Below are 23,744 nucleotides of genomic sequence, written 5' to 3' on the forward strand. Positions count from 1 at the left end.
TTGATCAATGTAAAAAAATCTGTTTTTCGGGGTCGATTTTATCACTTTATTGGTCAAGATTTTTCCATTTCCAATCCAATACTTCTGGCAGATCAATACCATTTTCACGAATATAGTTTTGATGTTCTTGTAATTTCTGATCCATTTTTTTTGCAAAATCTTCTGCTTGACTTCCTTTGATTTTTAAAGCTGCATCTTTTGCCAAATGATAACGGTCAAGTTCATTTACCACACGCATGTCAAATGGTGTCGTGATATCTCCGTTTTCTTTGTAGCCATGAATCATTAAATGATGGTTATGACGATCAAAGAAAATCGTGCGGACCAATGTTTCATAACCGTGGAAAGCAAATAAGATCGGTTTGTCTTTTGTAAAATATTGGTCAAATTCTTCATCGCTCAACCCACGCGGATCTTGACTTGGATGACGTAATTTCAATAAATCTACGACATTGATGAACCGGATTTTTAGTTTTGGGAATTCTTCCAGCAGCAAAGTCACAGCTGCTAATGCTTCTAAGTTAGATTCCGTTCCTGCAGCAGCAATGACCAATTCAGGTTCCTCCTCTTTTGCTGTCGAAGCCCAATCAATGATTTTCAAGCCTTCATTCACTAAGACGGCTGCTTCTTCTGCTGAGTAAAATTGAGCACGCGGATGTTTGGAAGAGATGATCAAATTGATTTTTTCTGACGAGCGGAATGCTTTATCCATGACTGCGAGCAATGTATTTGCATCCGCAGGCAGATATTCACGGATGAACTCCGCCTTCTTTTCTGCCAAATGTGTCAATATTCCTGGATCTTGGTGGCTATATCCATTGTGATCTTGCTGGAAGACTGTTGAGCTTGCAATGAGATTCAGCGAAGGATAATCATTTCGCCAAGAAAGGTCATGTGATTTCCGCATCCATTTGAAGTGCTGAGTCAACATAGAGTCAACCACTCGCAAGAATGATTCGTAACTTGCAAAAAAACCATGCCGTCCAGTCAGAACGTACCCTTCTAAGAACCCTTCATCTTGGTGTTCCGATAATTGACTGTCGATGACGCGACCAGATGGCGAAAGCCATTCATCATTTTCTGGTTCGATTTTTTCCATCCATTGGCGATTTGTCGTTTTGAAAACTTGATTCAATCGGTTTGATTTTGTTTCATCTGGTCCAAATATACGGAAATTTTCTGGATTTTTCTCAATGATCTCGCGAACGAATTTACCAAGTTCAGTCATATCTTCTGCTTTAACGGAGCCCGGTTGTTCAAATTGCAAAGTATATTTTTTCCAATCTGGCATAATAAGCGGTTTCGGATTAATTCCGCCATTGGTGATAGGATTTTTTGCCATTCTTTGGTCACCAGTGGGCACGATTTCTCTGATTTCTTCTAAAATACGTCCTTGTGCATCAAATAATTTTTCTGGTTCATAGGATTTCAACCAACGGAGTAAAGCATCTGCATAATCCATATGTTCTTGATCTACAGGAATCGGTACTTGGTGTGCTCGGAAGGTTCCTTCAATTGGCTCCCCGTCCCATTCTTCTGGACCGGTCCATCCTTTTGGTGTGCGTACGATCAATACTGGCCATTTTGGCATCACGACGTCTGTCGCTGTCTTCAGGCGAGCTTCTTTTTGGATGGATTTGATTTTCTCGATTGCTTGATCCATTTTTTCAGCCATAACAGGATTTAATTTTTCTGGATCATTTCCTTCAATAAAGAAAGGTTCCCAGCCAAGTCCGTTAAAGTAATTTGCTAATTCTTCATCTGATTTACGTGCCAAGATCGTTGGGTTGGCTATTTTAGCACCATTTAAATGAAGGATTGGTAAAACAGCTCCATCTATCACCGGATTGATAAAGACATTTGAGAACCAGCTTCCAGCTAAAGGACCGGTTTCTGCTTCACCATCACCAATCACGACAGCAGAGATTACTTCAGGATTGTCTAATACAGCTCCGACTCCATGTGAAAGAGAGTATCCAAGCTCTCCCCCTTCATGGATAGAACCTGGTGTTTCTGGTGCTGCATGAGAAGCAATGCCTCCAGGAAATGAAAATCGCTTGAATAATTTTTGCATTCCTGTCTCATCTTCCGTTACTTCTGGATAGATCTCTGTGTAACTTCCATCTAAATAAGCATTCGATACCATGACTTGTCCGCCGTGTCCTGGCCCTTCGATATAAAACATGTTCAAATCATATTTATTGATGATTCGGTTCAAATGGACATAAATAAAATTTTGGCCAGGAATCGTTCCCCAATGACCGATTGGATGTTTTTTGACATCTTCTGGTTTCAATGTACGTCTCAGTAAGGGATTATCTTTAAGATAAATTTGCCCGACAGAAAGATAATTGGCAGCACGCCACCAAGCCGTCATTTTATCAAAGTATTCTTTACTAGAATAATCCATACGTAACACTCCTTTTCATTATTACTCTTATTCTAGCGCAGATACTCCTAATTGAAACCTAATAAGCACTTCTGTTCATTTGCTTGGATTTTATATCTTGTCAATAACTCCAACGTGATTTTTCTTTTAACTGGCGGCAGACCGACAAATTCAAACTTTTATGGTGCAGGTTCCACTGATCTTCTAGTTACTTGGCTATATAACCTGACTGTCACTACAATGGATTACAATCTAGCTTCCGTCATCGGTATCTTGATCTTTATCTATATGCAAAAATTTATATACTATAGAAAAAAGAAAGTCGAATTTTTTACTTTTCTTTTTCTCTTTTTTGGTTAACTGACACGCCGCAAGACTAAAGTCATGGAACTCTTAAGTAATACGTCTTAATGAAAACAAAAAAATCCCGCAACCCCTGATTTCACAGGATTTGCAGGATTTTTTGATTAGTCTTTGTTCAAGTCACGAAGCAATTCATCGATATGGTTGCCATAGACAACTGATTCATCTAATTCAAAGGACAACTCAGGTGTTTTGTAAATACTTAGATTGTGCCCTAGCTCTCGACGAATCAATCCTGATGCTTTATCCAATCCTTCTTGTGCTTTTTTCTTTTCAGATGCTAAATCAGAAAGGATGCTGTAATAGATTGTTGCTTGTTGAAGATCGCCTGTTACGTGTACATCAGTGATCGTTACATCTTGCACACGAGGATCTCTTACTTTTTTACGTAGAATCGCATTGACTTCTTTTAAGATTTCTTGACCGACTCGGCGGTCACGATAGTTAGCCATAATGATTGGCCTCCTTTTATCAGTTTTTAGTCATTTTTGACTTCTTCCATGATAAATCCTTCAATTACGTCATCTACTTTGATGTCATTGAATTTTTCAATCATAGCACCGCATTCATAGCCCATTTTGACTTCTTTTACGTCATCTTTGAAACGTTTCAAACTTGCCAATTGGCCTTCGTAGATAACGATACCGTCACGGATCACACGGACACCGCTGTCTCTGCGGATATAGCCTTCTGTTACATATGCACCAGCGATCGTGCCGACTTTGGATACTTTGAATGTTTCACGTACAATCATTTGACCAGTGATTTTTTCTTCAAATTCAGGATCTAGCATTCCTTTCATCGCTGTTTCGATTTCATCAATAGCTTTGTAAATGATACGGTGTAAACGAATGTCTACTTCTTCAGCTTCTGCTTGCGCTTTTGCTTGAGGTGTAGGACGGACGTTAAATCCAATGATGATCGCATTACTTGCTGCTGCAAGTGTTACGTCACTTTCATTGATTGCACCTACCGCTGAATGGACGATTTTCACACGTACGCCTTCAACTTCGATTTTTTTCAGCGAGGCAGCTAATGCTTCTGCTGAACCTTGAACGTCGGCTTTGATAATGACGTTAACTTCTTTCAACTCGCCTTCTTTCAAGCTTTCAAACAAGTTGTCCAAGGTTACACGGCTGCTTGCAGCACGGTTTTCCAATAATGCACGTTTTGCGCGTTCTTCACCCGCTGCACGTGCTGTCTTTTCGTCTTCGAAGACTACGAAACGGTCACCTGCTTGAGGTACATCATTCAAGCCAGTGATTTCTACTGGCGTTGCAGGTCCTGCTTCTTTATCGCGACGGCCAAGATCGTTTGTCATTACACGGACACGTCCGTAAGTATTACCGACAACGATTGGGTCACCCACATGAAGTGTTCCTTCTTGGACAAGTAAGGTTGACACAGGACCTTTACCTTTATCAAGACGTGCTTCGATCACTGTTCCGATTGCGCGTTGTGTTGGATCTGCTTTTAAATCTTCTACTTCTGCGACTAACAGGATCATTTCCAGCAATTCTTCGATGTTTTGGCCGAATTTCGCTGAGATCTCAACAAAGATCGTTTCGCCACCCCATGCTTCAGGAATTAACTCATACTCACTTAATTCTTGCATAACATGTTGAGGGTTTGCACCTGGTTTATCAATTTTGTTTACAGCGACGATAATTGGAACGCCTGCTGCTTTGGCATGGTTGATTGCTTCAACGGTTTGCGGCATGACACCGTCATCTGCAGCGACAACTAAAATCGTGATATCTGTGATACTTGCTCCACGTGCACGCATACTTGTAAAGGCCGCATGTCCTGGTGTATCCAAGAAAGTGATTGGTTTGCCATCAATATCAATCTGATAGGCACCGATATGCTGTGTGATTCCGCCGGCTTCGCCGCTTGTTACACGTGAATGGCGCAATGTATCCAATAAGGTTGTTTTCCCGTGGTCTACGTGTCCCATAATCGTTACTACTGGCGGACGTGAGACTAATTTGTCTGGATCAACTTCTTCTGACTCGAAGAATTTATCGATATCTGCAATATCAACTTGGACTTTTTCTTGTGGTTCCATACCATAGTCCGTGGCTAACAGTTCAATCGTATCTTTATCCAGTGCTTGGTTTTGATTGACCATGACGCCAAGCATAAATAATTTTTTAATGATTTCTGCTGGCTCACGATGAATTTTTTTCGCGATGTCTGCTACGTTCATGCCTTCAGTATACTCTAATACATCTGGCAATTCACGGAATTTGCGTGGTGGTACAGCTGGCTTAGTTGATTGTTGCTGTTTGCCTTTTTTACCCTTTTTATTATAACGATTACGGTTGTTATTATTAAATTTGCCGCGATTGTTATTGTTTGGTTTGTTGTTGGTACGGTTTTGATTGCCGCCTTGGCTCGTTCCTGGACGATTTTGACTGCTAGTATTCCCCGTATTATTTTGGTTTGTTGTTGGTTTTTTTCCTTGATTCACTTGACCGCTCCCTTGACCGCGATCTTGATAACTGCGGTTATTTTTATTTTTTTGTTGATTATTTGTTGCTTCTTTTTTACGTTGATCGTTCGGCTGTTGATTGGCTGGTTTTCTGCTTGCTTGTTGTGCAGCTTGTTGTTTCGTGCTTGGGTTTTTGAACGCTTGTTGCAATTTCTTCTCATCACTGCTAGTAATCGCACCCATATGGTTTTTCACATCGATGCCAAGTTGTTGTGCTTTTTCCACGACATCTTTACTAGATTTTTTGAGTTCTTTTGCTAATTCATAGATTCTTTTATTGCCCATGCAATCACCTTCCTAACCTTCAATTAGCTCCTTGGTCTTCTTCGCAAATCCGGCATCCATTATTCCGAATACCTTGCGAGGTTTTCCGATCATCTGCGTGATTTCTGCTTCAGAAAATAGCTCAAAGCAAGGAACTTCATAGTATGAACTCTTATCTTTTATCTTTTTTCTTGTATTCTCACTTGCATCTGTTGCCACAAACACCAATTTTGCTTTTTGTTTGCGGATTTCAGCAATGGTCAGTTCTTCGCCCGTGATCAGTTTTCCCGCGCGCATCGCCAGACCCATGAGATTCATGGCTTTTTGCCGATTGACTGTGTTCATTTTCCAAATAACTCTTTACGTGCTTTTTGGTGAGTGACATAGTCAAGTAGTTCTTGATAAAACTCATCTGTTAAAGTTGTTTCGAGTACTCGATCGAGAATTTTTTTATCCCAAGCTTGTTGTACTTCTTCCGGCTCAAGTGAGACATACGCTCCTCGTCCAGGCATTTTTCCAGTTGGATCGATCGATACTTCCCCTTCTTTTGAACGGGTGATTCGGACCATCTCTTTTTTAGGTTTCATTTCACCTGAAACCACGGATTTGCGTAAAGGAATTTTCCTTTGTTTCATCTCTTTGCCTCCTTACTAAAGTTAAGCTTCTGGCTTTTCTTCGACCGTTTCATTATTGAACGCAATTGTTTCATACTCATCGTCTGTCAAATCTGACTGAACGATTGCTTCGTCATGCAATTCTTCTGTTTCGTTTTGTTGTTCTTGTTTTTCATAAAATTCCGCCATATCAGATTCTGATTTGATATCGATTTTATGGTTAGTCAATTTAGCAGCTAAACGTGCGTTTTGTCCACGTTTACCGATTGCTAACGATAATTGATAGTCTGGAACGACAACTGTGCAAGCTTTAGGATTGGTTTCATCAAAAATCACATCCATGACTTGTGCAGGATTCAATGCATTTGCAATGAATACAGCTGGATCTTCATTCCATTCAACGATATCCATGTTTTCGCCTTTTAATTCATTGACGATTGCTTGGACACGTTGTCCTTTTGGTCCAACACATGTACCGACTGCGTCGATGTTCTGATCGTTTGAACGGACAGCTACTTTTGATCGATCGCCGGCTTCACGAGCAATGCTGACGATTTCAACGATTCCATCATAAACTTCTGGGACTTCTTGCTCAAATAAGCGACGCAATAGATCCGGATGGCTGCGGCTAACAAATACTTGCGGACCTTTAGACGTATTTTCTACTCTAGAAACATAGACTTTGATACGATCGTGAGGTTGGTAAAATTCGTTTGGCATTTGATCTTGTTTAGAAAGAACTGCTTCTATTTTGCCAAGGTTGACATAAATATAACGTTTATCCTGACGTTCAACGATTCCTTGCATGATGTCTTTTTCATAAGCACTGAATTCGTTATAAATGATCGTTCTTTCTGCTTCACGTACACGCTGCAAGATAACTTGTTTAGCTGTTTGCGCAGCGATCCGCCCAAAATCTTTTGGTGTGACTTCAAAACGGATCGTATCACCGATCTCATATGCTGGATTAATCAAAAGTGCATCTTTCAATGAGACTTCCAACTGTGAATCCATCACTTCTTCCGTTACTTCTTTTACTGCATAGACATGGATCTTTCCTTTTTTCTGATCAAATTCCACTTCGACATTTTGTGCTTGGCCATAGTGGCGTTTGTATGCAGAAACCAATGCTGCTTCTAAAGCATCGATCACGATTTCTTTTGAGATCCCTTTTTCAGCTTCTAAAGCGTCTAACGCATTTAACATTTCTTTACTCATTTTTTCTGATTCCTCTCCGTGATTAAAATTGGATAGCTAAGCGAGCTTTTGCAATATTTTTTCGGTCAAAAGTCAATTCTTTTTCTCGTGTTTTTATGCGTATTTTCAATGTAAGCTGTTCAGCATCAAATGATTGAAGAAATCCTTCGTATTGTTTTTCGCCATCTACTGGTTGGTATAAGGAGACATGGACATAATCGCCAAGTGCCTTTTCATAGTCGCTTTCTTTTTTCAATGGCCGCTCTGCTCCAGGGGAGGATACCTCCAGGAAATAAGCTTGAGGAATCGGATCTGGATCTGCTGCATCAAGTTTTTCGCTCAGTTTCTCACTGACAAAGGCACATTCTTCGATATCGATTCCGCCTTCTTTGTCAATAAATACTCGTAAGAACCAGCTTTTTCCTTCTTTTACAAATTCGACTTCGACAAGTTCAAAATGTTGTTCATCTAAAATCGGTGTCACCATTTCCGTGACTGTTTCAACGACGCTACTCAAAAGTTTCGCCTCCTTAAAAATTAAGTGCGTAATTCCATTAAAAAGAGTGAGCGAAAAATCCGCTCACTCACAGTTAGTATCATTACCTATAAAAACTATACCATACTCTGCTTAAAATTACAAGCAGACAAGATAACAGATGCTTATAACATATCGAATAACGATAATTGGTTTTCGTCTGGTAAATCCTTCAATACACCATTATCGTTCATATATTCGATCAATGTTTTTGAAACTTTCCCGCGAGTAGCAAGATCTTCTTTAGATAAAAATGGACCATCTTTTCTTGCCTCAACGATTTGTTTTGCTACATTGGTTCCCAAACTAGGGACAGCTCTAAATGGCGCAATCAACGTATCTCCTTCGATAACAAAATTAACTGCATCCGATTTGTACAGATCGATCATCCCAAATTTGTATCCTCGTTCTAACATTTCATTGGCTAACTCTAGCACGGTCAGCTGATTTTTTTCTTTTACGGAAGCATCTAGCCCTTTGTCCGTGATTTCTTTCATTGCTTGCTTCACAGCATCTTTTCCTTTGCACATGGAGACTAGATCAAAATCATCTGCACGTACAGAAAAGTATGCACAGTAATACAAAATAGGGAAATATACTTTGAAATAAGCAACACGAAGAGCCATCAATACATAAGCTGCAGCATGGGCTTTCGGAAACATATACTTGATCTTTGAACAAGAGTCGATATACCAATCAGGTACATTATTTTCTTTCATCGCGGATAGATAGGTTTCTCTCAATTCATCAGGAATCTTGTTCCATTGCCCTTTACGAACAGTTTCCATGATCTTAAATGCCATCCCGCTGTCTAATCCAGCATGAATCAAATAAACCATGATATCATCACGACAGCCGATTACTTCCGCCAATGTCGCATCCCCACGTCGAATCAATTCTTCGGCATTTCCTAACCATACATCTGTACCATGAGATAGTCCGGATATTTGAAGTAGTTCTGCAAAAGTTGTAGGATGTGTTTCTTCTAGCATTCCTCGAACAAAACGAGTGCCGAATTCTGGAATACCTAATGTTCCTGTTTTAGAATAAATCTGTTCCTGGGTTACCCCTAGTACTTCAGGGCCAGCAAATATCCGCATCACTTCCGGATCATCTGTAGGAATCGTCTGTGGATCAATCCCTGATAAATCTTGAAGCATCCGTATAACAGTTGGGTCATCGTGTCCTAGAATATCCAATTTCAATACATTATCGTGAATTGAGTGGAAATCAAAATGGGTCGTTTTCCATTCCGAATTTTGATCGTCTGCTGGATATTGGATCGGCGTAAAATCGTAGACATCCATATAATCTGGAATAACGATGATCCCCCCAGGATGCTGACCAGTTGTCCGTTTGACTCCTGTTGCACCCTTTGCCAATCTGTCGACTTCTGCACTTCGAAACTGCAGATTATTGTCCCTTTCATAACCTTTTACATACCCATATGCTGTTTTATCGGCGACTGTGCCAATCGTTCCGGCACGGTAAACATAGTCTTCACCAAACAATACTTTCGTATAGTTATGTGCTTCTGCTTGATAATCACCTGAGAAGTTCAAATCAATATCGGGCACTTTGTCTCCATGGAATCCTAAAAATGTCTCAAATGGGATATCATGACCATCTTTATTTAAGCGTGCACCACATTTTGGACATTGTTTTTCTGGCATATCAAATCCAGAACCGTATGTGCCATCTTCAAAGAACTCGGAATATTGGCACTCTGGACAGTAATAATGGGGAGCTAAAGGATTCACTTCAGTGATCCCAGTCATCGTTGCAACAAAGCTAGAGCCAACAGAGCCACGTGAACCTACTAGATAGCCATCTTCATTACTTTTATGCACAAGTTTTTGGGCGATCAGATAAATAACCGAGAAGCCATTACCATTAATAGAATTCAACTCTTTTTCTAATCGTTTTTGGATAATTTCAGGTAACGGATCTCCGTACATTTGTTTTGCTTTTGTGTAACTCAATTCTGATATCTCATCTTCTGAACCTGGAATCTTCGGTGTATAAAGCTCATCTTTGACTGGAATCACTTCTTCGCAGATATCTGCGATTTTATTCGTATTATCCACTACGATCTCTTTTGCTGTTTCTTCCCCCAAAAAGTGAAAAGCGGTGAGCATCTCATCGGTTGTTCGGAAATGGACATCTGGCAAACTATGACGATTCAACGGATTCGCTCCGCCCATAGAATTGATCAAAATTTTTCGGTAAATGGCATCTTCTTCGTTGAGATAATGAACGTTGCCTGTTGCAACAACGATTTTATCCAAACTTTTTCCGATTTCTACTAAGTTTTGGATAATTTCTTCCAAATCATGTTCATTTTTTACCAATTCTTGCTCGATCAAAGGTGCATAGACCGCTTTTGGCATAACTTCAATATAATCGTAGAATTTTGCTCGGTTTCTTGCCTCTTCTACCCCTTTTTGCATCATGGCTTCGAAGATTTCTCCCTTATCACAAGCTGAGCCGATCAATAGATTTTCCCGCATCTTTTTCAATTGGGAGCGTGGTATTCGCGGGACACGTTCGAAGTATTCGACATTCGACATTGAAATCAGTTTGAACAAATCTTTCAGTCCTGCCTGATTCTTTGCTAAAATCGTTACATGGAAAGGTCGGGCTCGTTTGTAAGAATCTCCTTCTCCGATATGCTCATTTAGCTGATCATGATAAAGCATGTGATGATTGTCCATTGCCTCTTTCACAAAGATCCAAGCTAAATGACCTGTTGCTTCAGCATCATAGATTGCTCGGTGATGCTGTTCCAAGCTGACACCAAATTTTTTGGATAACACACCTAATCCGAAACGTTTGAATTGCGGATATAGATATCTGGCTAATTCTAAGGTATCAATAACTGGATTGGCTGCTTCAGGAATGCCATATCTTGCGTAGCTAGTATTCAAGAATCCCATATCAAAAGCCGCGTTGTGGGCTACCAGAATTGTACCTTTTGAAAATTCAAGGAACATCCGCAAGACTTCTTCTTCTGACTTCGATCCTCGAACCATTTCATCCGTAATACCTGTCAAATCCACCGTTGTCCGGGATAAAGGATGTCCTGGATCGATAAATTCATCAAAGCTTTCGATCACATTTCCTTTGTACATTTTGACTGCAGCGAGCTCGATAATGGTATCGTATACCGCAGACAATCCTGTCGTTTCCACGTCAAATACGACATATGTGGCTTCGTTCAATGCTTCATGCGCATCATTATAAGCAATAGGTACACCATCATCTACGACATTCGCTTCCACACCGTATAAGATTTTCACGCCTGCTTTTTTCCCGGCACTATGAGCTTCTGGAAAGGCTTGTGCGCCACCATGGTCTGTAATGGCGATGGCACGGTGTCCCCATTTTCCTGCTTGTGCCACCAGATCAGAAATGCTATTCGTTGCATCCATCGTACTCATATTGCTGTGAACATGAAGTTCTACCCGTTTTTCCCCTTCAGGAGCATAATCTTTACGAGGGGTATGTTTGACTTCAACGATATCTTGGGCATTCATGACCAAATCACGGACAAACGTATCTTCTTGGATACTTCCACGTACCTTTAGCCAACTGCCGACACTGATCGCATCAAATATCTGTTCATCTTTTTCGCCATTTGAGAATTTTTTGACGATAAATGATGAAGTATAATCTGTGATTTTCAAAGTCAAGATCTTGCGTTTTGAGCGTAGTTCTCTGACTTCTTTATCGAACACATACCCTTCAAGAGTGACTCGCCGTTCTTCTTCGACGATATTGATCATTGGTGTTGTGGGCTCATCTGCTGGAATATTTCGTCCTAGCTGGATGGGTCCTTCAAGAGCTGGCGACTGTTCTTTTCTTTCTTTTTTCTTTTGTTCATGAACAACTAGACTTTCAGCTGCTTGCTTCATAAAGGCTTCTGCCTGTTCTTGTTTACGTTCTTCAAAAAGTTTCAATACACGTTCCGCTTGCTGCTCATCCACTTCTGGTTCGATACGAAATTTCGGGAATCCGTAACTGACGAACAACTCTTCTACTAATGGTAAGTATTGCTGTTTCAAATATGAAATAGCCCCTGTACTGTCGATTGGCAAGATGACTTTACGATCTTTTATCACAGGTACTTGCGTTTTCAATACTTGCTGTGCTAGTGGTGTATCGCATTGCTGATTTTCCAAAGCTTGGGCCCAGTAATCTTGCAAGAGCTGTTCATCGAATGTCTGGTCATCTGCTAAGATGTTCAATTTGACTTGTGCAATCTCTTTAAAAGCGACAGTCAGATGCTGAGCCAATGACCGATACAGCATAATAGGCAAAATTTTAGAAAAATGCAGCGTAAATTCCCATAAACGCGATTTACGATGGACCACTACACTATCCATTTCACCAGCAGTAAGCAGTGGATGATTTTTTTCTGCTTCCTCTAGTTGGATTTGTTCCAACAGTTTTTCAAATAAATCTCGTTTTTCTGACAAAGATATACGCCCTTTCTGATGAGAAACTATACAATTGATTACATCGTATCCTCTTCTTTTTCAGTACCTTTTAGTATACTCGTTTTTTCTGAGTTTTACATTAAAAAATTGGAACTGTGATTCACATCACAGTTCCAATTTTAAAAGCGAAACATCAGGTTGTCAAAAACAGCTGATCCAGCTATTTTACTTTTCTGTGTTTTAACGCTTATTATTCGCCTTGGTTCAAGAGGATTGGTAAAGTATTCGCCAATTCTTCTTTACGTACTTCAACCATTTCGCCAGTTTTCTTGATTTTCACTTCTACGATTCCATCCACTGCTTTTTTACCGACAGTAATTCTGATTGGACAGCCAATCAAATCAGAATCCGCGAATTTCACTCCTGCGCGTTCATTTCTATCATCAACCAGTACTTCATAGCCAGCTTTTGTCATCGCTTCTTCTAGTTCATTCGTCAAGTTTGTTTGGTATTCGTCTTTTAGATTCATTTGGACGATATGCAGATCAAATGGCGCAATTCCTTTTGGCCAATTGATTCCTTGTTCATCTGAATGTTGTTCTACGATTGCTGATAATAAACGGCTCACACCGATACCATAACAGCCCATAATCACAAATTTTTCCCGTCCGTTTTCGTCTAGAACGGTTGCTCCCATAGATTCACTGTAACGAGTGCCAATTTTGAAGATATGTCCGATTTCGATTCCTCGTGTAAAGGCAAGAACACCGTTGTTGTCTGGTGAAGGATCGCCTTCTTGTACAAACCGAAGATCTTCATAAGAAAGCACAGTGAAATCGCGTTCTGGATTCACATTTTTATAGTGGAATCCTGTTTCGTTCGCTCCAGTAATGGCATTCGCTAAATCTTGGACATAACGGTCTGCATATACTTTTACGTCATCTGAAACACCGATTGGTCCGACAGAACCAAACTCAGCACCTAGATATTTTTGTGCTTCTTCTTCCGTCGCTTCTTCTAAAAAGTCAGCAGATAGATAGTTTTTCAGTTTTACGTCATTGACTGCATGGTCTCCGCGTACCAAAACAAGGACAGGTTGTTCATCCGCAATGAACAATACAGACTTGATAATTTTTTGAGGTTCAACAGAAAAGAAATCTGCTACTTCATCAATTGATTTTATGTTAGGTGTAGCTACTTTCTCTAATTCAAGCTGTGTTTCATGCGATTTTTTTGATACATAGTAGCTTGTAGCCATCTCCAAGTTTGCAGCATAATCACTTTCAGTCGAATAACAGATCGTATCCTCCCCAATCTCTGAGATCGCCATGAATTCCTTTGAGTCTTTTCCGCCCATTGCGCCACCGTCTCCGATGATCGAACGAAATTCCAAACCGCAACGCTTGAAGACTTCGGTATAGGCTTTTTCATAATCTTTATATGTTTCGTCTAAACTTTCTTCTGTTGCATGGAAAGAATACGCATCTTTCATGATAAACTCACGTCCGCGAAGCAAACCAAAACGAGGACGTTTTTCGTCACGATACTTAGGTTGGATTTGATAAAGATTCAAAGGTAATTTCTTATACGAATTGATTTCATTACGCATCAAATCAGTGAAAGTTTCTTCGTGAGTTGGTCCAAGAATCATTTTTCGATCATTACGGTCCTTGAAACGATACAAGTTTGGGCCATATGTTTCATAACGTCCTGACTCTTCCCAAAGTTCTGCTGGCAAGATGGCAGGCATCAGCATCTCTACCGCACCGATTTTTTCAAATTCTTCCCGCATGATACGTTTCAGCTTTTCTAACACACGATTTGCTAATGGCAGATAAGAATAGATACCCGCTGATACTTGACGGATATATCCAGCTCTTAGCAAGATTTGATGACTTAATACTTCTGCATCATTTGGAACTTCACGTAATGTTGGAATCAACATTTTTGATTGTCTCATTCTATATACTCCTTTATTTCCTCAAAATAGTTATCGTTTGTTATTATACCCTATTTGTCAACTTTTTCTAGAAAAAGAATCGTTGAATATCGTTCCATGTAACTAGCACCATCAACAACATTAAAAATCCAAAGCCAGCTAATGTCAATATTCCTTCTTTTTCTTGACTTAATGGTTTCCCACGAATCCCTTCAAAAATATTCAACACTAATTTCCCACCATCTAAGGCAGGGATTGGAAGCAGATTGACGATTCCCAGGTTCATTGAAAGAAGCGCCATCAAACCAATAACAGTTGTTACACCTTGGTTTGCTGCTTCTGAAGACAATTGGTACATCATAACAGGCCCGCCTAATTTATCTAAACTAAAACCTGTAAACAGTGAACCTAAGGCTTTGAAAATTTCTAATGAACCGCTAAAAGCTTGACGTGTTCCGCCGATGATCTTATCCATAAAACCTGTATTCATTGGGGCTTGTATGCCAAGTTGGCCAACTTTTTCGCCATTTGACTCTACAGATTTCGGTGTCACGTCGACAGATTGCATCTTACCTTCTCGTTCGATCTCAAAATCTAATGTTTTACCTGGATTTTTCGTGATGACTGTTGTCAAATCGTTCCAAGAGTGGATTTCTTTACCGTCCACACTAACTACCTTATCATTTTCTTTTAAGCCTGCTTCTGCCGCAGCACCATTAGGGATAATCTCTCCTACACGATTAGTATTTGTCACTTGAACACCGCCTTGCATGAATGCAAGAATAATGAATAACACGATTGCCAAGATAAAGTTATTCATCGGACCGGCAAAATTGGTCAGCATACGCTGCCACAGTTTAGCCGATTGGAACTGTACATCTTTTGGTGCAATTCTGATTTCTGTTCCGTCGGTTTCAATAATCGTCGCATCGTGATCGACAGGATAGGTCACTACTTCTGTTTCATCCCCATTCACATAACCAGTGATAGTCAGCTCATCTTCTAAATCATAACGGCTCAATTCCATCGGGATAGCATTTGTCAATTGGATTTTCTTACTTAAATTTATCTTCTCTACGATGCCGTCAGAATTTAGTAAAAGAGAAAGAGGCATACCTGGTGCCATTTCTGTTTCATCATCCCCATTGCCTGCCATTCGAACATAACCGCCAATAGGTAATAGGCGAAGCGTATATGTTGTCCCGTCTTTTGCTTGATGCCCATAAATTTTCGGACCCATACCGATAGCAAATTCGCGAACGAGGATTCCTGATCGTTTCGCAAAGAAGAAATGACCAAACTCATGAACAATCACTAATATACCAAAAACAATGATAAATGTTAGTATCGTTTTCATAGCTTTTTTCTCCTTTACTTGTTTTTTGTGTGTTTTTTTAAACAACGTTAAAACACTATAATTTTACCATAGTATACCTAAGACACCAATAGTATCAATAAAATGAGAAACAAAAACCTGCGTCTTTTATGAAAATCACAAAGAAACGCAGGTATACTTACTAAATAATGCCAAATAAATGCATGATAGGGAATACAAACAGCAAGCTATCGAAACGGTCTAAGATTCCTCCGTGGCCCGGTAAGATATTTCCTGAGTCTTTCACATCATAATGGCGTTTGATTGCTGATTCGACCAAATCGCCAAATTGTCCGACTGCCGAAAAAATAATCGTCATCAGAAGCATGACAAACATACCATGATTGAATAGTTCTTTTGCTGGATACAACAATAAATAAAGAAATGCGACTACAACAGCACTTCCGATCCCGCCTAGCGCACCTTCAATCGTTTTGTTCGGTGAAATATCCGGACTTAACTTGTGTTGTCCATAACGACGGCCAACCATATAAGCACCAATATCAGTTGCCCAAACAATAAACAGACCAAAAATCAAAACAGCTAAACTTTCTGTTCGTGCATTGACGAAATTCTGGAAGCCTATTCCTACATACAAACTGACAAGTACTGGGAAACCTGCTTCATCAATCGTATACGTATTTTTAGAAATAACTGACGTCCCTAAAAGGATCATAACGATAAGATAAAATAGCATAAATGTACTGACGTTCTCTGGAAGAAAGAAGAACCATCTTTCTTTTGGCAAGACAAGGAGCACTGCACCAATAGCGGATAAAACTCCTTCAAAACTTAGGAGAGTCAATCCTTTCATCCGAAAAAGCTCATAAACTCCTACCACAGCTAAGACTGCTGCGGTAAGCTCAACCGCTATGCCCCCAATCCATATAATCGGAATAAACAAGACAAGCGCCACGGCTGCTGTGTTTACGCGTTGTTTCATGACTGATCCCCTTTCTCATTTTCTGTTTTTTTTACACCGCCGAATCGACGATCTCGATTTTGATAAGAGGCAATTGCTTCTTCAAGATGCGCACCGTCAAAATCAGGCCAAAGTGCTTTTGTAAAATACAATTCGCTATATGCAATCTGCCATAACAGAAAATTACTGATCCGTTCTTCTCCGCTTGTACGGATCATCAACTCAGGATCTTGTAATTCTTTGGGCAAGAAACCTGTCATTAGATGGTTGGCAATCACTTCATCATCGATTTCTTCTGCCTGTATTTCTCCCTTTGCTACTTCTTCAGCAATTTTTTGGACTGCAGTCACGATTTCTGCTCTGCTTCCGTAATTCAAAGCAAAGTTTAACACCATTCCGGTATTGTCTTTTGTTTGCTCAATTGCACGTTTTACAGCGTCTTGCGTATGTTCTGGTAACACGTTCTCATACCCCATAACATGGACTTTGACGTTTTCTTTGATCAATTCTGGTACGAACGTATCAAAAAAGTCGACAGGTAGTTGCATGAGAAAACTTACTTCATCTTTTGGTCGCTTCCAGTTTTCAGTCGAAAAAGCATAAAGCGTCAATACTTTCACTCCAAGCCTTGATGCTTTCTTTGTAACTTTCTTTACTGTTTCCATACCTTCTTTATGACCAGCGACTCTTGGCAAACGCCGGTTTTGCGCCCAACGACCATTGCCGTCCATGATGATGGCAACGTGTTGAGGAATTGGTCCATCGGCATTAAATTGAAATTCGCTTTTTTCTTGAATATATTTGTTTTTTTGCGGAAAAAAACGTAACATTCTTTTTCCTCCTATACTTAAAAGATTCCCACTATCTTAAGTATTATAGCAATATCTAAACGTTTTTCCTATGAAATCATTGTTTTTTTATTTAAAAACTGAATAATTTTTTCTTTTTTTAATCTTTAAATAAAAGAAACATAAATAAAAACAGAGGAAGCGGAATGATCCGCCCCTCTGTTTTTATGGTTTTATTAAACTTCCAATAATTCTTTTTCTTTATCAGCAGCGATCTTATCTACTTCTTTAATGCTGTTATCTGTCAATGTTTGTACGTCTTTTTCTAGTCCGCGCAAATCATCTTCGGTAATGTCACCATTTTTTTGTTGTTTTTTATATTCGTCGATCGCATCACGACGGATGTTACGAATCGCGATTTTTGCATTTTCTGCTTCTTTTTTCACATCTTTAGCTAATTCTTTTCTGCGTTCTTCTGTCAGTTGCGGGATAACCAAACGAATAACATTTCCATCATTGGTAGGACTGATTCCGATATCACTTGCCATAATAGCTTTTTCAACATCTTGAAGAATGCTCTTGTCAAAAGGCGTGATCATTAAAACACGTGCTTCTGGGATTTGGATTGACGCCATTTGGTTCAATGGAGTTGGTGCACCGTAATAATTCACAGTGATTCGATCCAAAAGGCTAGCATTCGCGCGGCCTGCGCGGATTTGCCCAAGTTCACGTTGAAGATTTTGTGCTGCTTTTTTCATTTTTTCTTTTGCTTCTGTCATAATTGCATCTGCCATTTTTATTTCCCCCTTACAGTCGTTCCGATATTTTCGCCTAAGATTGCCCGGCGAATATTTCCGTGTTCATTTAAATTGAAGACAAGCAATGGAATGTCATTATCCATGCTTAGTGAACTTGCAGTTGAATCCATGACTTGTAATCCTTTAGCAATCACTTCCAGATGAGTCAGTTCTTCAAATTTCACTGCATTTGCATCTACTTTCGGATCAGCAGAATAAACACCGTCTACATTGTTTTTAGCCATCAGGATAACATCTGCGCCGATTTCTGCTGCGCGTAATGCTGCCGTTGTATCTGTCGAGAAGTACGGGTTGCCGGTACCGCCCGCAAAAATAACAATCCGTCCTTTTTCTAAATGACGTTCTGCTTTACGGCGAATGTATGGCTCTGCGATTTGACGCATTTCAATCGAAGTTTGCACGCGTGTCGGTACACCCACGTTTTCCAACGTATCCTGTAAAGCTAAGGCATTCATAACTGTAGCTAACATACCCATGTAATCAGCTTGAGCGCGTTCCATACCCATTTGTGCTCCGATTTGTCCGCGCCAGATATTTCCGCCGCCCACAACGATTGCCATTTCAACGCCCAGTTCGTGAACTTCTTTGATTTCTTGGATGATTTCTTTGATTACTGGTGGTTTGATTCCAAATCCTGCATCCCCAGCTAAAGCTTCTCCACTCAATTTTAAGACTACACGCTGATATTTCGGTGTGACCATGTTCATTCCTCCAATATTTTCTATTGCCATTTTACCATACTTAGATGATTTCGACACGCTAAGTCTGGTTTTTCTTGTTTTGCTTAAAAAAAGGGAGCGCACAAAGCGTGCGTTCCCGTCTGTCATTCAACAGAATTATTTTTTCACTTGGCTCATAACTTCTTCTACAAAGTTATCTTCGCGTTTTTCGATACCTTCGCCAACTTCGAAACGTACGAATGTTTTAACAGTTGCGCCTTTTGAAGCAACGTATTTTTCAACAGTCATATCAGGATCTTTAACGAATGGTTGGTCAACCAAAGCGATTTCTGCTTTGAATTTCTTCAAGCGTCCTTCTACCATTTTTTCAACGATATTCGCTGGTTTGCCTTCATTCAATGCTTGTTCTGTAAGAACAGTTTTTTCATGTTCTAATTCAGCTTCTGGAATTTGTGATTCGTTTACATAGCGAGGATTGATAGCTGCTACGTGCATAGCTACGTCTCTTGCAACTGTTTCATCTGTTGTTCCGTCTAGAACAGTCAATACAGCAATACGTCCACCCATATGCAAGTATCCGCCAAATGCAGCATTGTCGTCTTTTTCTACAACTTCAAAGCGACGGAAGCTGATTTTTTCTCCGATAACTTGAGTTGCTTCGATCAAGTCAGATTCAATCGTTCCTTTATCTGTTTTGATTTTCATTGCAGCTTCCATGTCTGCTGGTTTGTTTTCAGCAACAAGTTCTGCGATTTCTTTTACTAAGTCTTGGAACATTTCATTTTTAGATACAAAGTCTGTTTCTGAGTTTACTTCAACGATTGCTGCAGTGTTACCTTTCACAGCAACTGAAGCTAATCCTTCAGCGGCAATGCGGTCATTTTTCTTTGCAGCCTTTGCCATTCCTTTTTCACGTAAAAGATCAACTGCTTTTTCCATATCGCCTTCTACTTCAACTAATGCTTTTTTCGCATCCATCATTCCTACGCCAGTCATTTCGCGTAGTTCTTTTACCATTTTAGCTGTAACGTCTGCCATGTTTAACTCCTCCTGTGTGTGTTCTTTTTAAAAAAAGCTGCTTCAAAGGAGAGTGAGGCTTGTCGCCCAGCCTTTGAAACAGCTCCATCATTCAAAATTATTCTGCTGAAGAATTGTCGCCTTCAACAACATCTACGATTTCTTCGATTGATGTTGCTGTGTTTTCTTCTGTGAAATCTTCTTCAACTACTTGATCTTCACCTTGGTTTCCTTCGATGAAAGCATCAGCCATTTTTGAAGTAATCAATTTAACGGCACGAATTGCGTCGTCGTTTGAAGGGATTACTACGTCGATTTCATCTGGATCGCAGTTTGTATCAACCATAGCTACGATTGGGATATTTAATTTGTGTGCTTCTTGAACAGCAATACGTTCTTTACGTGGGTCAACGATGTACATTACATCTGGGATTCTTGGCATATCAGCGATACCGCCTAAGAATTTTTCAAGACGTTCGCGTTCTTTGTTCAAACCAGCAACTTCTTTTTTAGGTAGAACTTCAAAAGTTCCATCTTCTTCCATTGCATTGATTTGTTTCAAACGGCTGATACGTTTTTGGATAGTATCCCAGTTTGTCAATGTTCCGCCTAACCAACGATGGTTAACGAAGTATTGTCCTGCACGAGTTGCTTCTTCTTTGATTGCTTCTTGTGCTTGTTTTTTTGTACCTACGAATAATGCTACGCCGCCTTCTTCAGCAACGCTCTTCATGTAATCATAAGCTGCATCTACTAATTTAACTGTTTTTTGTAAGTCAATGATGTAGATTCCGTTTCTTTCTGTGAAGATATATTTCTTCATTTTTGGGTTCCAGCGACGAGTTTGGTGACCAAAGTGTACGCCGGCTTCTAGTAATTGTTTCATAGAAATTACTGCCATGTTTGTTTCCTCCGATTTGGTTTTATTTTCCCTCTTCTTATCTTCTACCTTGCCGGCAAACTTTTTCAAGCACCTACCGACAATCCAATAAGAATGTGGATTTGCTGATGCATAAAGCACCCTCAGCTATTATACAGACAAAAGATCCGTATCGCAAGAGCAAATGTACTTTTCTGCTCAACATTCAATAGTTTACCTGAAAGACAAAAAGAATTCAAGAAAAACAGTAGATTTCTCTTTGTTTCTTTATTCTCTTTTTTCCATAAAATAATTTTAGATATAAAAGACGAATATTATTGGGCAATCCTTCTTTTTTTTGTTATGATACATGTGAAATCTTTCGTAAAGGAGAAAGAAAATGCGCAAAGCTCAAAGACATTTGCTGATTAAACAAGTCATTGAAGAATTCCCGATCCATACGCAAGAAGAACTATTAAACAAACTTGGGCATTATGGCGTTACCGCAACGCAAGCAACGATTTCTCGAGATATACGTGATTTGAAAATCGTGAAAGCACCTGATGAAAACGGTATTTCCCGCTTTGTGTTGTTTCGCGAAAAAGGTACTCCTGATACTAAGACTGAAGAAGAGGATCGGCTGATTCAAATGATTGAAGACATTGTGTTGAAAGTCGAACGAGTCCACTTTTTGACAATCGTTAATACCTTGCCAGACAATGCTCATTTATTTGCATCTGTTTTAGATGAGATCAAGCCTCCTCCTATCGTCAGTACGATTGCTGGATTTGATACGATTATGATCATCTCAGAAAATGAGGAGGATGCAAAACGAGTAGAAGAATTTCTTCACCATCCGACTAAAGTATCACTTTTTTAATCAGAACACGCGTTCCTAATAAGGAATGCGTGTTTTTTTATTTTCAATATTTTCCTTGTTAAATAAACTTTTACACTCTTTACAAAAATACATCAGTTTTTATTTAAACTTTTCATAACTTTGATTAAATCACAATACTCATCATTTATATTGGATGTTAGCAAGAGCAGAGTCTTGCTCTTTGTGTATGTCAATAAAAAAGAAATGAAAGGAAATCGCATGTATAAATTATTAACGCCTGGACCATTAACGACTTCTGAAACAGTGAAAAAAGCGATGCTGACCGATCATTGTACCTGGGATCAAGAATACAAAGAGATGACACAATGGATAAGAAAAAAATTGCTGGAGCTTGCTCAAGTACCCGAAGAACTATACACAACGGTCTTGATGCAAGGCAGCGGCTCCTTTGGGGTAGAATCTGTTTTAAGTTCTGTGATCAGACCAGAAGATACTTTACTGATTTGTTCAAATGGCGCATACGGTCAACGAATGATTGCCATGTGCAAATGTCTGCAACTAAACTATGCAGTTTATGAAGTACCTGAACACCAAATCCCCCAAGCACATATGATTACACAGTTGATTGAAGAGAATCCGTCTATCTCCGCACTTGCAATGGTCCATAGCGAGACTACTTCCGGTATTTTAAATGATTTGGAAGAAATTGCTGCTGTCACACAGGAAAGAGATCTTTTGTTCATAGTAGATGCGATGTCTAGCTTTGGTGGGATACCGATTCATGTAGCGGAACTAGGGATCGATTTTTTGATTTCTAGCTCAAATAAATGTATTCAAGGTGTTCCAGGTTTTTCTTTTGTACTTGCTAATAAAGTGGAACTAGAAAAGCGAAAAAATGTGAGTCGAAGTTTGTCACTTGATCTGTATGACCAGTACCGCGTGATGGAAAACGAGAATGGCAAATGGCGTTTCACTTCCCCTACTCATACGGTTTTGGCTTTTCAACAGGCATTGAAGGAACTAGAGCTAGAAGGAGGGATCGAAACTCGATATTCACGTTATCTCGCCAATAATCATGTGCTACGACAAAAAATGACAGAGATGGGGTTCCAGCCTTTCATCCAAGAGTATCAGGGGCCATTCATTACCTCTTTTCTTTACCCTAAAGACTGGCGATTTGATTTCAATCATTTCTATCAGCATTTAAAACAAAACGGATTTGTGATCTATCCTGGGAAAATCAGCGATCATGAATGTTTTCGTATCGGTAATATTGGCGAGATTTATCCAGAAGACATTTTAGAACTGACAGCAATTATCAAAGACTATAAGGAGAACATTAATGATTAAAACTGTAATTTTTGATTGGGCAGGAACAACTGTGGACTTTGGCTGTATGGCTCCTGTCCACGCTTTTAGAAATGCTTTTCTAGAAAAAGGGATCCAACTGACTGACAAAGAGATCCGCGAACCGATGGGAAAATTAAAATGGGATCATATCCAACAGCTTCTTTCCCTCCCTTCTGTCAAAGAACAATGGATAGCGATTCATGGACAACTACCTCAGGAAAAAGAGGTGGATGAATTGTATCAGCAATTTGAACATTATCTGTTTAAAAATTTGGCCCAACATTCTACCTTGAAACCCGACACATTGGAAACGATCGAACAGTTGAGAAGCGCTGGGATCAATATTGGTTCCACGACTGGATTTACTGCTCCTATGATGGCAATCGTAGCAGAAACCGCAAAAAAAGAAGGGTATTCACCAGACTTCATGGCAACTTCTGAAGACGTCGAAGGATATGGACGACCATTTCCTTATATGATTCATAAAAACATACAATATTTCAAAAACAAGTCGGTTGATGAAGTAATCAAAGTCGGAGATACGGTCTCAGATATCCAAGAAGGGAAAAATGCAGGGGTGTTTACAGTGGGGGTGATTGAAGGTAGTTCGCTGATGGGACTTTCATATGATGCATACCAACAAATAGAGATGGAGGAAAAAGATCGCTTAAAACAGTCTGTTGCACTTAGATTCCAACAAGCTGGTGCTGATCTTTGCGTAAATAACTTGAAGGAGTTAACAGAGTACATTTTGTGCGCTGACAAGAATCCAGAATGACTTTTATACAAAATAAGAGCTGTGACAAAAATATTGTCACAGCCCTTATTTGCGAATAAACGGTGTTCTCCTGCCAACTCCT

The 23,744-nt window shown here is 39.7% G+C and carries 20 protein-coding genes; 4 read left to right on the plus strand and 16 right to left on the minus strand.

Annotated features, from left to right (window positions below):
• Positions 1-46: 46 nt before the first annotated feature.
• Complete coding sequence (locus tag HMPREF2988_RS04545; RefSeq protein ID WP_070770075.1) at positions 47-2,410, minus strand: phosphoketolase family protein; 2,364 nt, start codon at positions 2,408-2,410, stop codon at positions 47-49.
• A gap of 114 nt (positions 2,411-2,524) precedes the next feature.
• Between HMPREF2988_RS04545 and HMPREF2988_RS13970 the strand changes: the two genes are divergently transcribed.
• Positions 2,525-2,749, plus strand: coding sequence for a hypothetical protein (locus tag HMPREF2988_RS13970; RefSeq protein ID WP_002314814.1), 225 nt, complete (start codon positions 2,525-2,527; stop codon positions 2,747-2,749).
• A 107-nt stretch (positions 2,750-2,856) separates the two neighbouring features.
• Here the strand turns inward: HMPREF2988_RS13970 and rbfA are convergent, their stop codons facing one another.
• The 15 genes from rbfA to rpsB form a co-directional block, all read right to left on the minus strand.
• Positions 2,857-3,204 carry a 30S ribosome-binding factor RbfA gene (gene rbfA, locus HMPREF2988_RS04550; protein ID WP_002308906.1) on the minus strand — a complete coding sequence of 116 codons (348 nt, stop codon included), beginning with the start codon at positions 3,202-3,204 and terminating at the stop codon, positions 2,857-2,859.
• A 26-nt stretch (positions 3,205-3,230) separates the two neighbouring features.
• Entirely contained in the window at positions 3,231-5,531 is a 2,301-nt protein-coding gene (gene infB / locus HMPREF2988_RS04555; protein ID WP_002314813.1) for a translation initiation factor IF-2, read from the minus strand.
• Positions 5,532-5,543: 12 nt separating this feature from the next.
• Positions 5,544-5,855 (minus strand): YlxQ-related RNA-binding protein, encoded by a 312-nt coding sequence (locus HMPREF2988_RS04560; RefSeq protein ID WP_002314812.1) that lies wholly within the window; start codon positions 5,853-5,855, stop codon positions 5,544-5,546.
• Positions 5,852-6,145 (minus strand): RNase P modulator RnpM, encoded by a 294-nt coding sequence (gene rnpM, locus HMPREF2988_RS04565; protein ID WP_002288501.1) that lies wholly within the window; start codon positions 6,143-6,145, stop codon positions 5,852-5,854. The genes HMPREF2988_RS04560 and rnpM overlap by 4 nt, the downstream gene beginning before the upstream one ends.
• A gap of 21 nt (positions 6,146-6,166) precedes the next feature.
• On the minus strand, positions 6,167-7,342 hold the full coding sequence (gene nusA / locus HMPREF2988_RS04570; RefSeq protein ID WP_002329343.1) for a transcription termination factor NusA: 1,176 nt from the start codon (positions 7,340-7,342) through the stop codon (positions 6,167-6,169).
• 22 nt (positions 7,343-7,364) lie between these two features.
• Positions 7,365-7,838 carry a ribosome maturation factor RimP gene (gene rimP, locus HMPREF2988_RS04575; protein WP_002308902.1) on the minus strand — a complete coding sequence of 158 codons (474 nt, stop codon included), beginning with the start codon at positions 7,836-7,838 and terminating at the stop codon, positions 7,365-7,367.
• Positions 7,839-7,981: 143 nt separating this feature from the next.
• Complete coding sequence (locus HMPREF2988_RS04580; RefSeq protein ID WP_002314810.1) at positions 7,982-12,334, minus strand: PolC-type DNA polymerase III; 4,353 nt, start codon at positions 12,332-12,334, stop codon at positions 7,982-7,984.
• Between the two features lie 211 nt (positions 12,335-12,545).
• Positions 12,546-14,255, minus strand: coding sequence for a proline--tRNA ligase (locus HMPREF2988_RS04585; RefSeq protein WP_070770076.1), 1,710 nt, complete (start codon positions 14,253-14,255; stop codon positions 12,546-12,548).
• A gap of 67 nt (positions 14,256-14,322) precedes the next feature.
• Positions 14,323-15,591 (minus strand): RIP metalloprotease RseP, encoded by a 1,269-nt coding sequence (gene rseP, locus HMPREF2988_RS04590; RefSeq protein ID WP_002338823.1) that lies wholly within the window; start codon positions 15,589-15,591, stop codon positions 14,323-14,325.
• Positions 15,592-15,751: 160 nt separating this feature from the next.
• Positions 15,752-16,552: a phosphatidate cytidylyltransferase gene (locus HMPREF2988_RS04595; RefSeq protein WP_070770077.1), complete on the minus strand. Its 801-nt coding sequence runs from the start codon at positions 16,550-16,552 to the stop codon at positions 15,752-15,754.
• Positions 16,549-17,361: an isoprenyl transferase gene (locus tag HMPREF2988_RS04600; protein WP_070770078.1), complete on the minus strand. Its 813-nt coding sequence runs from the start codon at positions 17,359-17,361 to the stop codon at positions 16,549-16,551. The genes HMPREF2988_RS04595 and HMPREF2988_RS04600 overlap by 4 nt, the downstream gene beginning before the upstream one ends.
• A gap of 194 nt (positions 17,362-17,555) precedes the next feature.
• Positions 17,556-18,113 (minus strand): ribosome recycling factor, encoded by a 558-nt coding sequence (gene frr / locus HMPREF2988_RS04605; RefSeq protein ID WP_002293875.1) that lies wholly within the window; start codon positions 18,111-18,113, stop codon positions 17,556-17,558.
• Positions 18,114-18,115: 2 nt separating this feature from the next.
• Positions 18,116-18,838 (minus strand): UMP kinase, encoded by a 723-nt coding sequence (gene pyrH / locus HMPREF2988_RS04610; protein ID WP_002293877.1) that lies wholly within the window; start codon positions 18,836-18,838, stop codon positions 18,116-18,118.
• Positions 18,839-18,973: 135 nt separating this feature from the next.
• A complete protein-coding gene (gene tsf, locus HMPREF2988_RS04615) occupies positions 18,974-19,855 on the minus strand; it encodes a translation elongation factor Ts (RefSeq protein WP_002293878.1) in 882 nt (293 codons plus the stop codon).
• 97 nt (positions 19,856-19,952) lie between these two features.
• Positions 19,953-20,735: a 30S ribosomal protein S2 gene (rpsB, locus tag HMPREF2988_RS04620; RefSeq protein WP_002293880.1), complete on the minus strand. Its 783-nt coding sequence runs from the start codon at positions 20,733-20,735 to the stop codon at positions 19,953-19,955.
• Positions 20,736-21,093: 358 nt separating this feature from the next.
• Here rpsB and HMPREF2988_RS04625 point away from each other — a divergent pair, with 358 nt between their 5' ends.
• The 3 genes from HMPREF2988_RS04625 (at position 21,094) to phnX (ending at position 23,662) form a co-directional block, all read left to right on the plus strand.
• A complete protein-coding gene (locus tag HMPREF2988_RS04625) occupies positions 21,094-21,573 on the plus strand; it encodes an arginine repressor (protein ID WP_070770079.1) in 480 nt (159 codons plus the stop codon).
• Between the two features lie 219 nt (positions 21,574-21,792).
• Positions 21,793-22,884, plus strand: a complete 1,092-nt coding sequence (phnW, locus tag HMPREF2988_RS04630) for a 2-aminoethylphosphonate--pyruvate transaminase (RefSeq protein WP_070770111.1) — start codon at positions 21,793-21,795, stop codon at positions 22,882-22,884.
• A complete protein-coding gene (gene phnX / locus HMPREF2988_RS04635) occupies positions 22,877-23,662 on the plus strand; it encodes a phosphonoacetaldehyde hydrolase (protein ID WP_070770080.1) in 786 nt (261 codons plus the stop codon). Before phnW ends, phnX begins: the two co-directional genes overlap by 8 nt.
• Positions 23,663-23,744: the final 82 nt, after the last annotated feature.

The organism is Enterococcus sp. HMSC061C05, from assembly GCF_001814765.1.
Classification (GTDB): Bacteria; Bacillota; Bacilli; order Lactobacillales; family Enterococcaceae; genus Enterococcus_B; species Enterococcus_B lactis.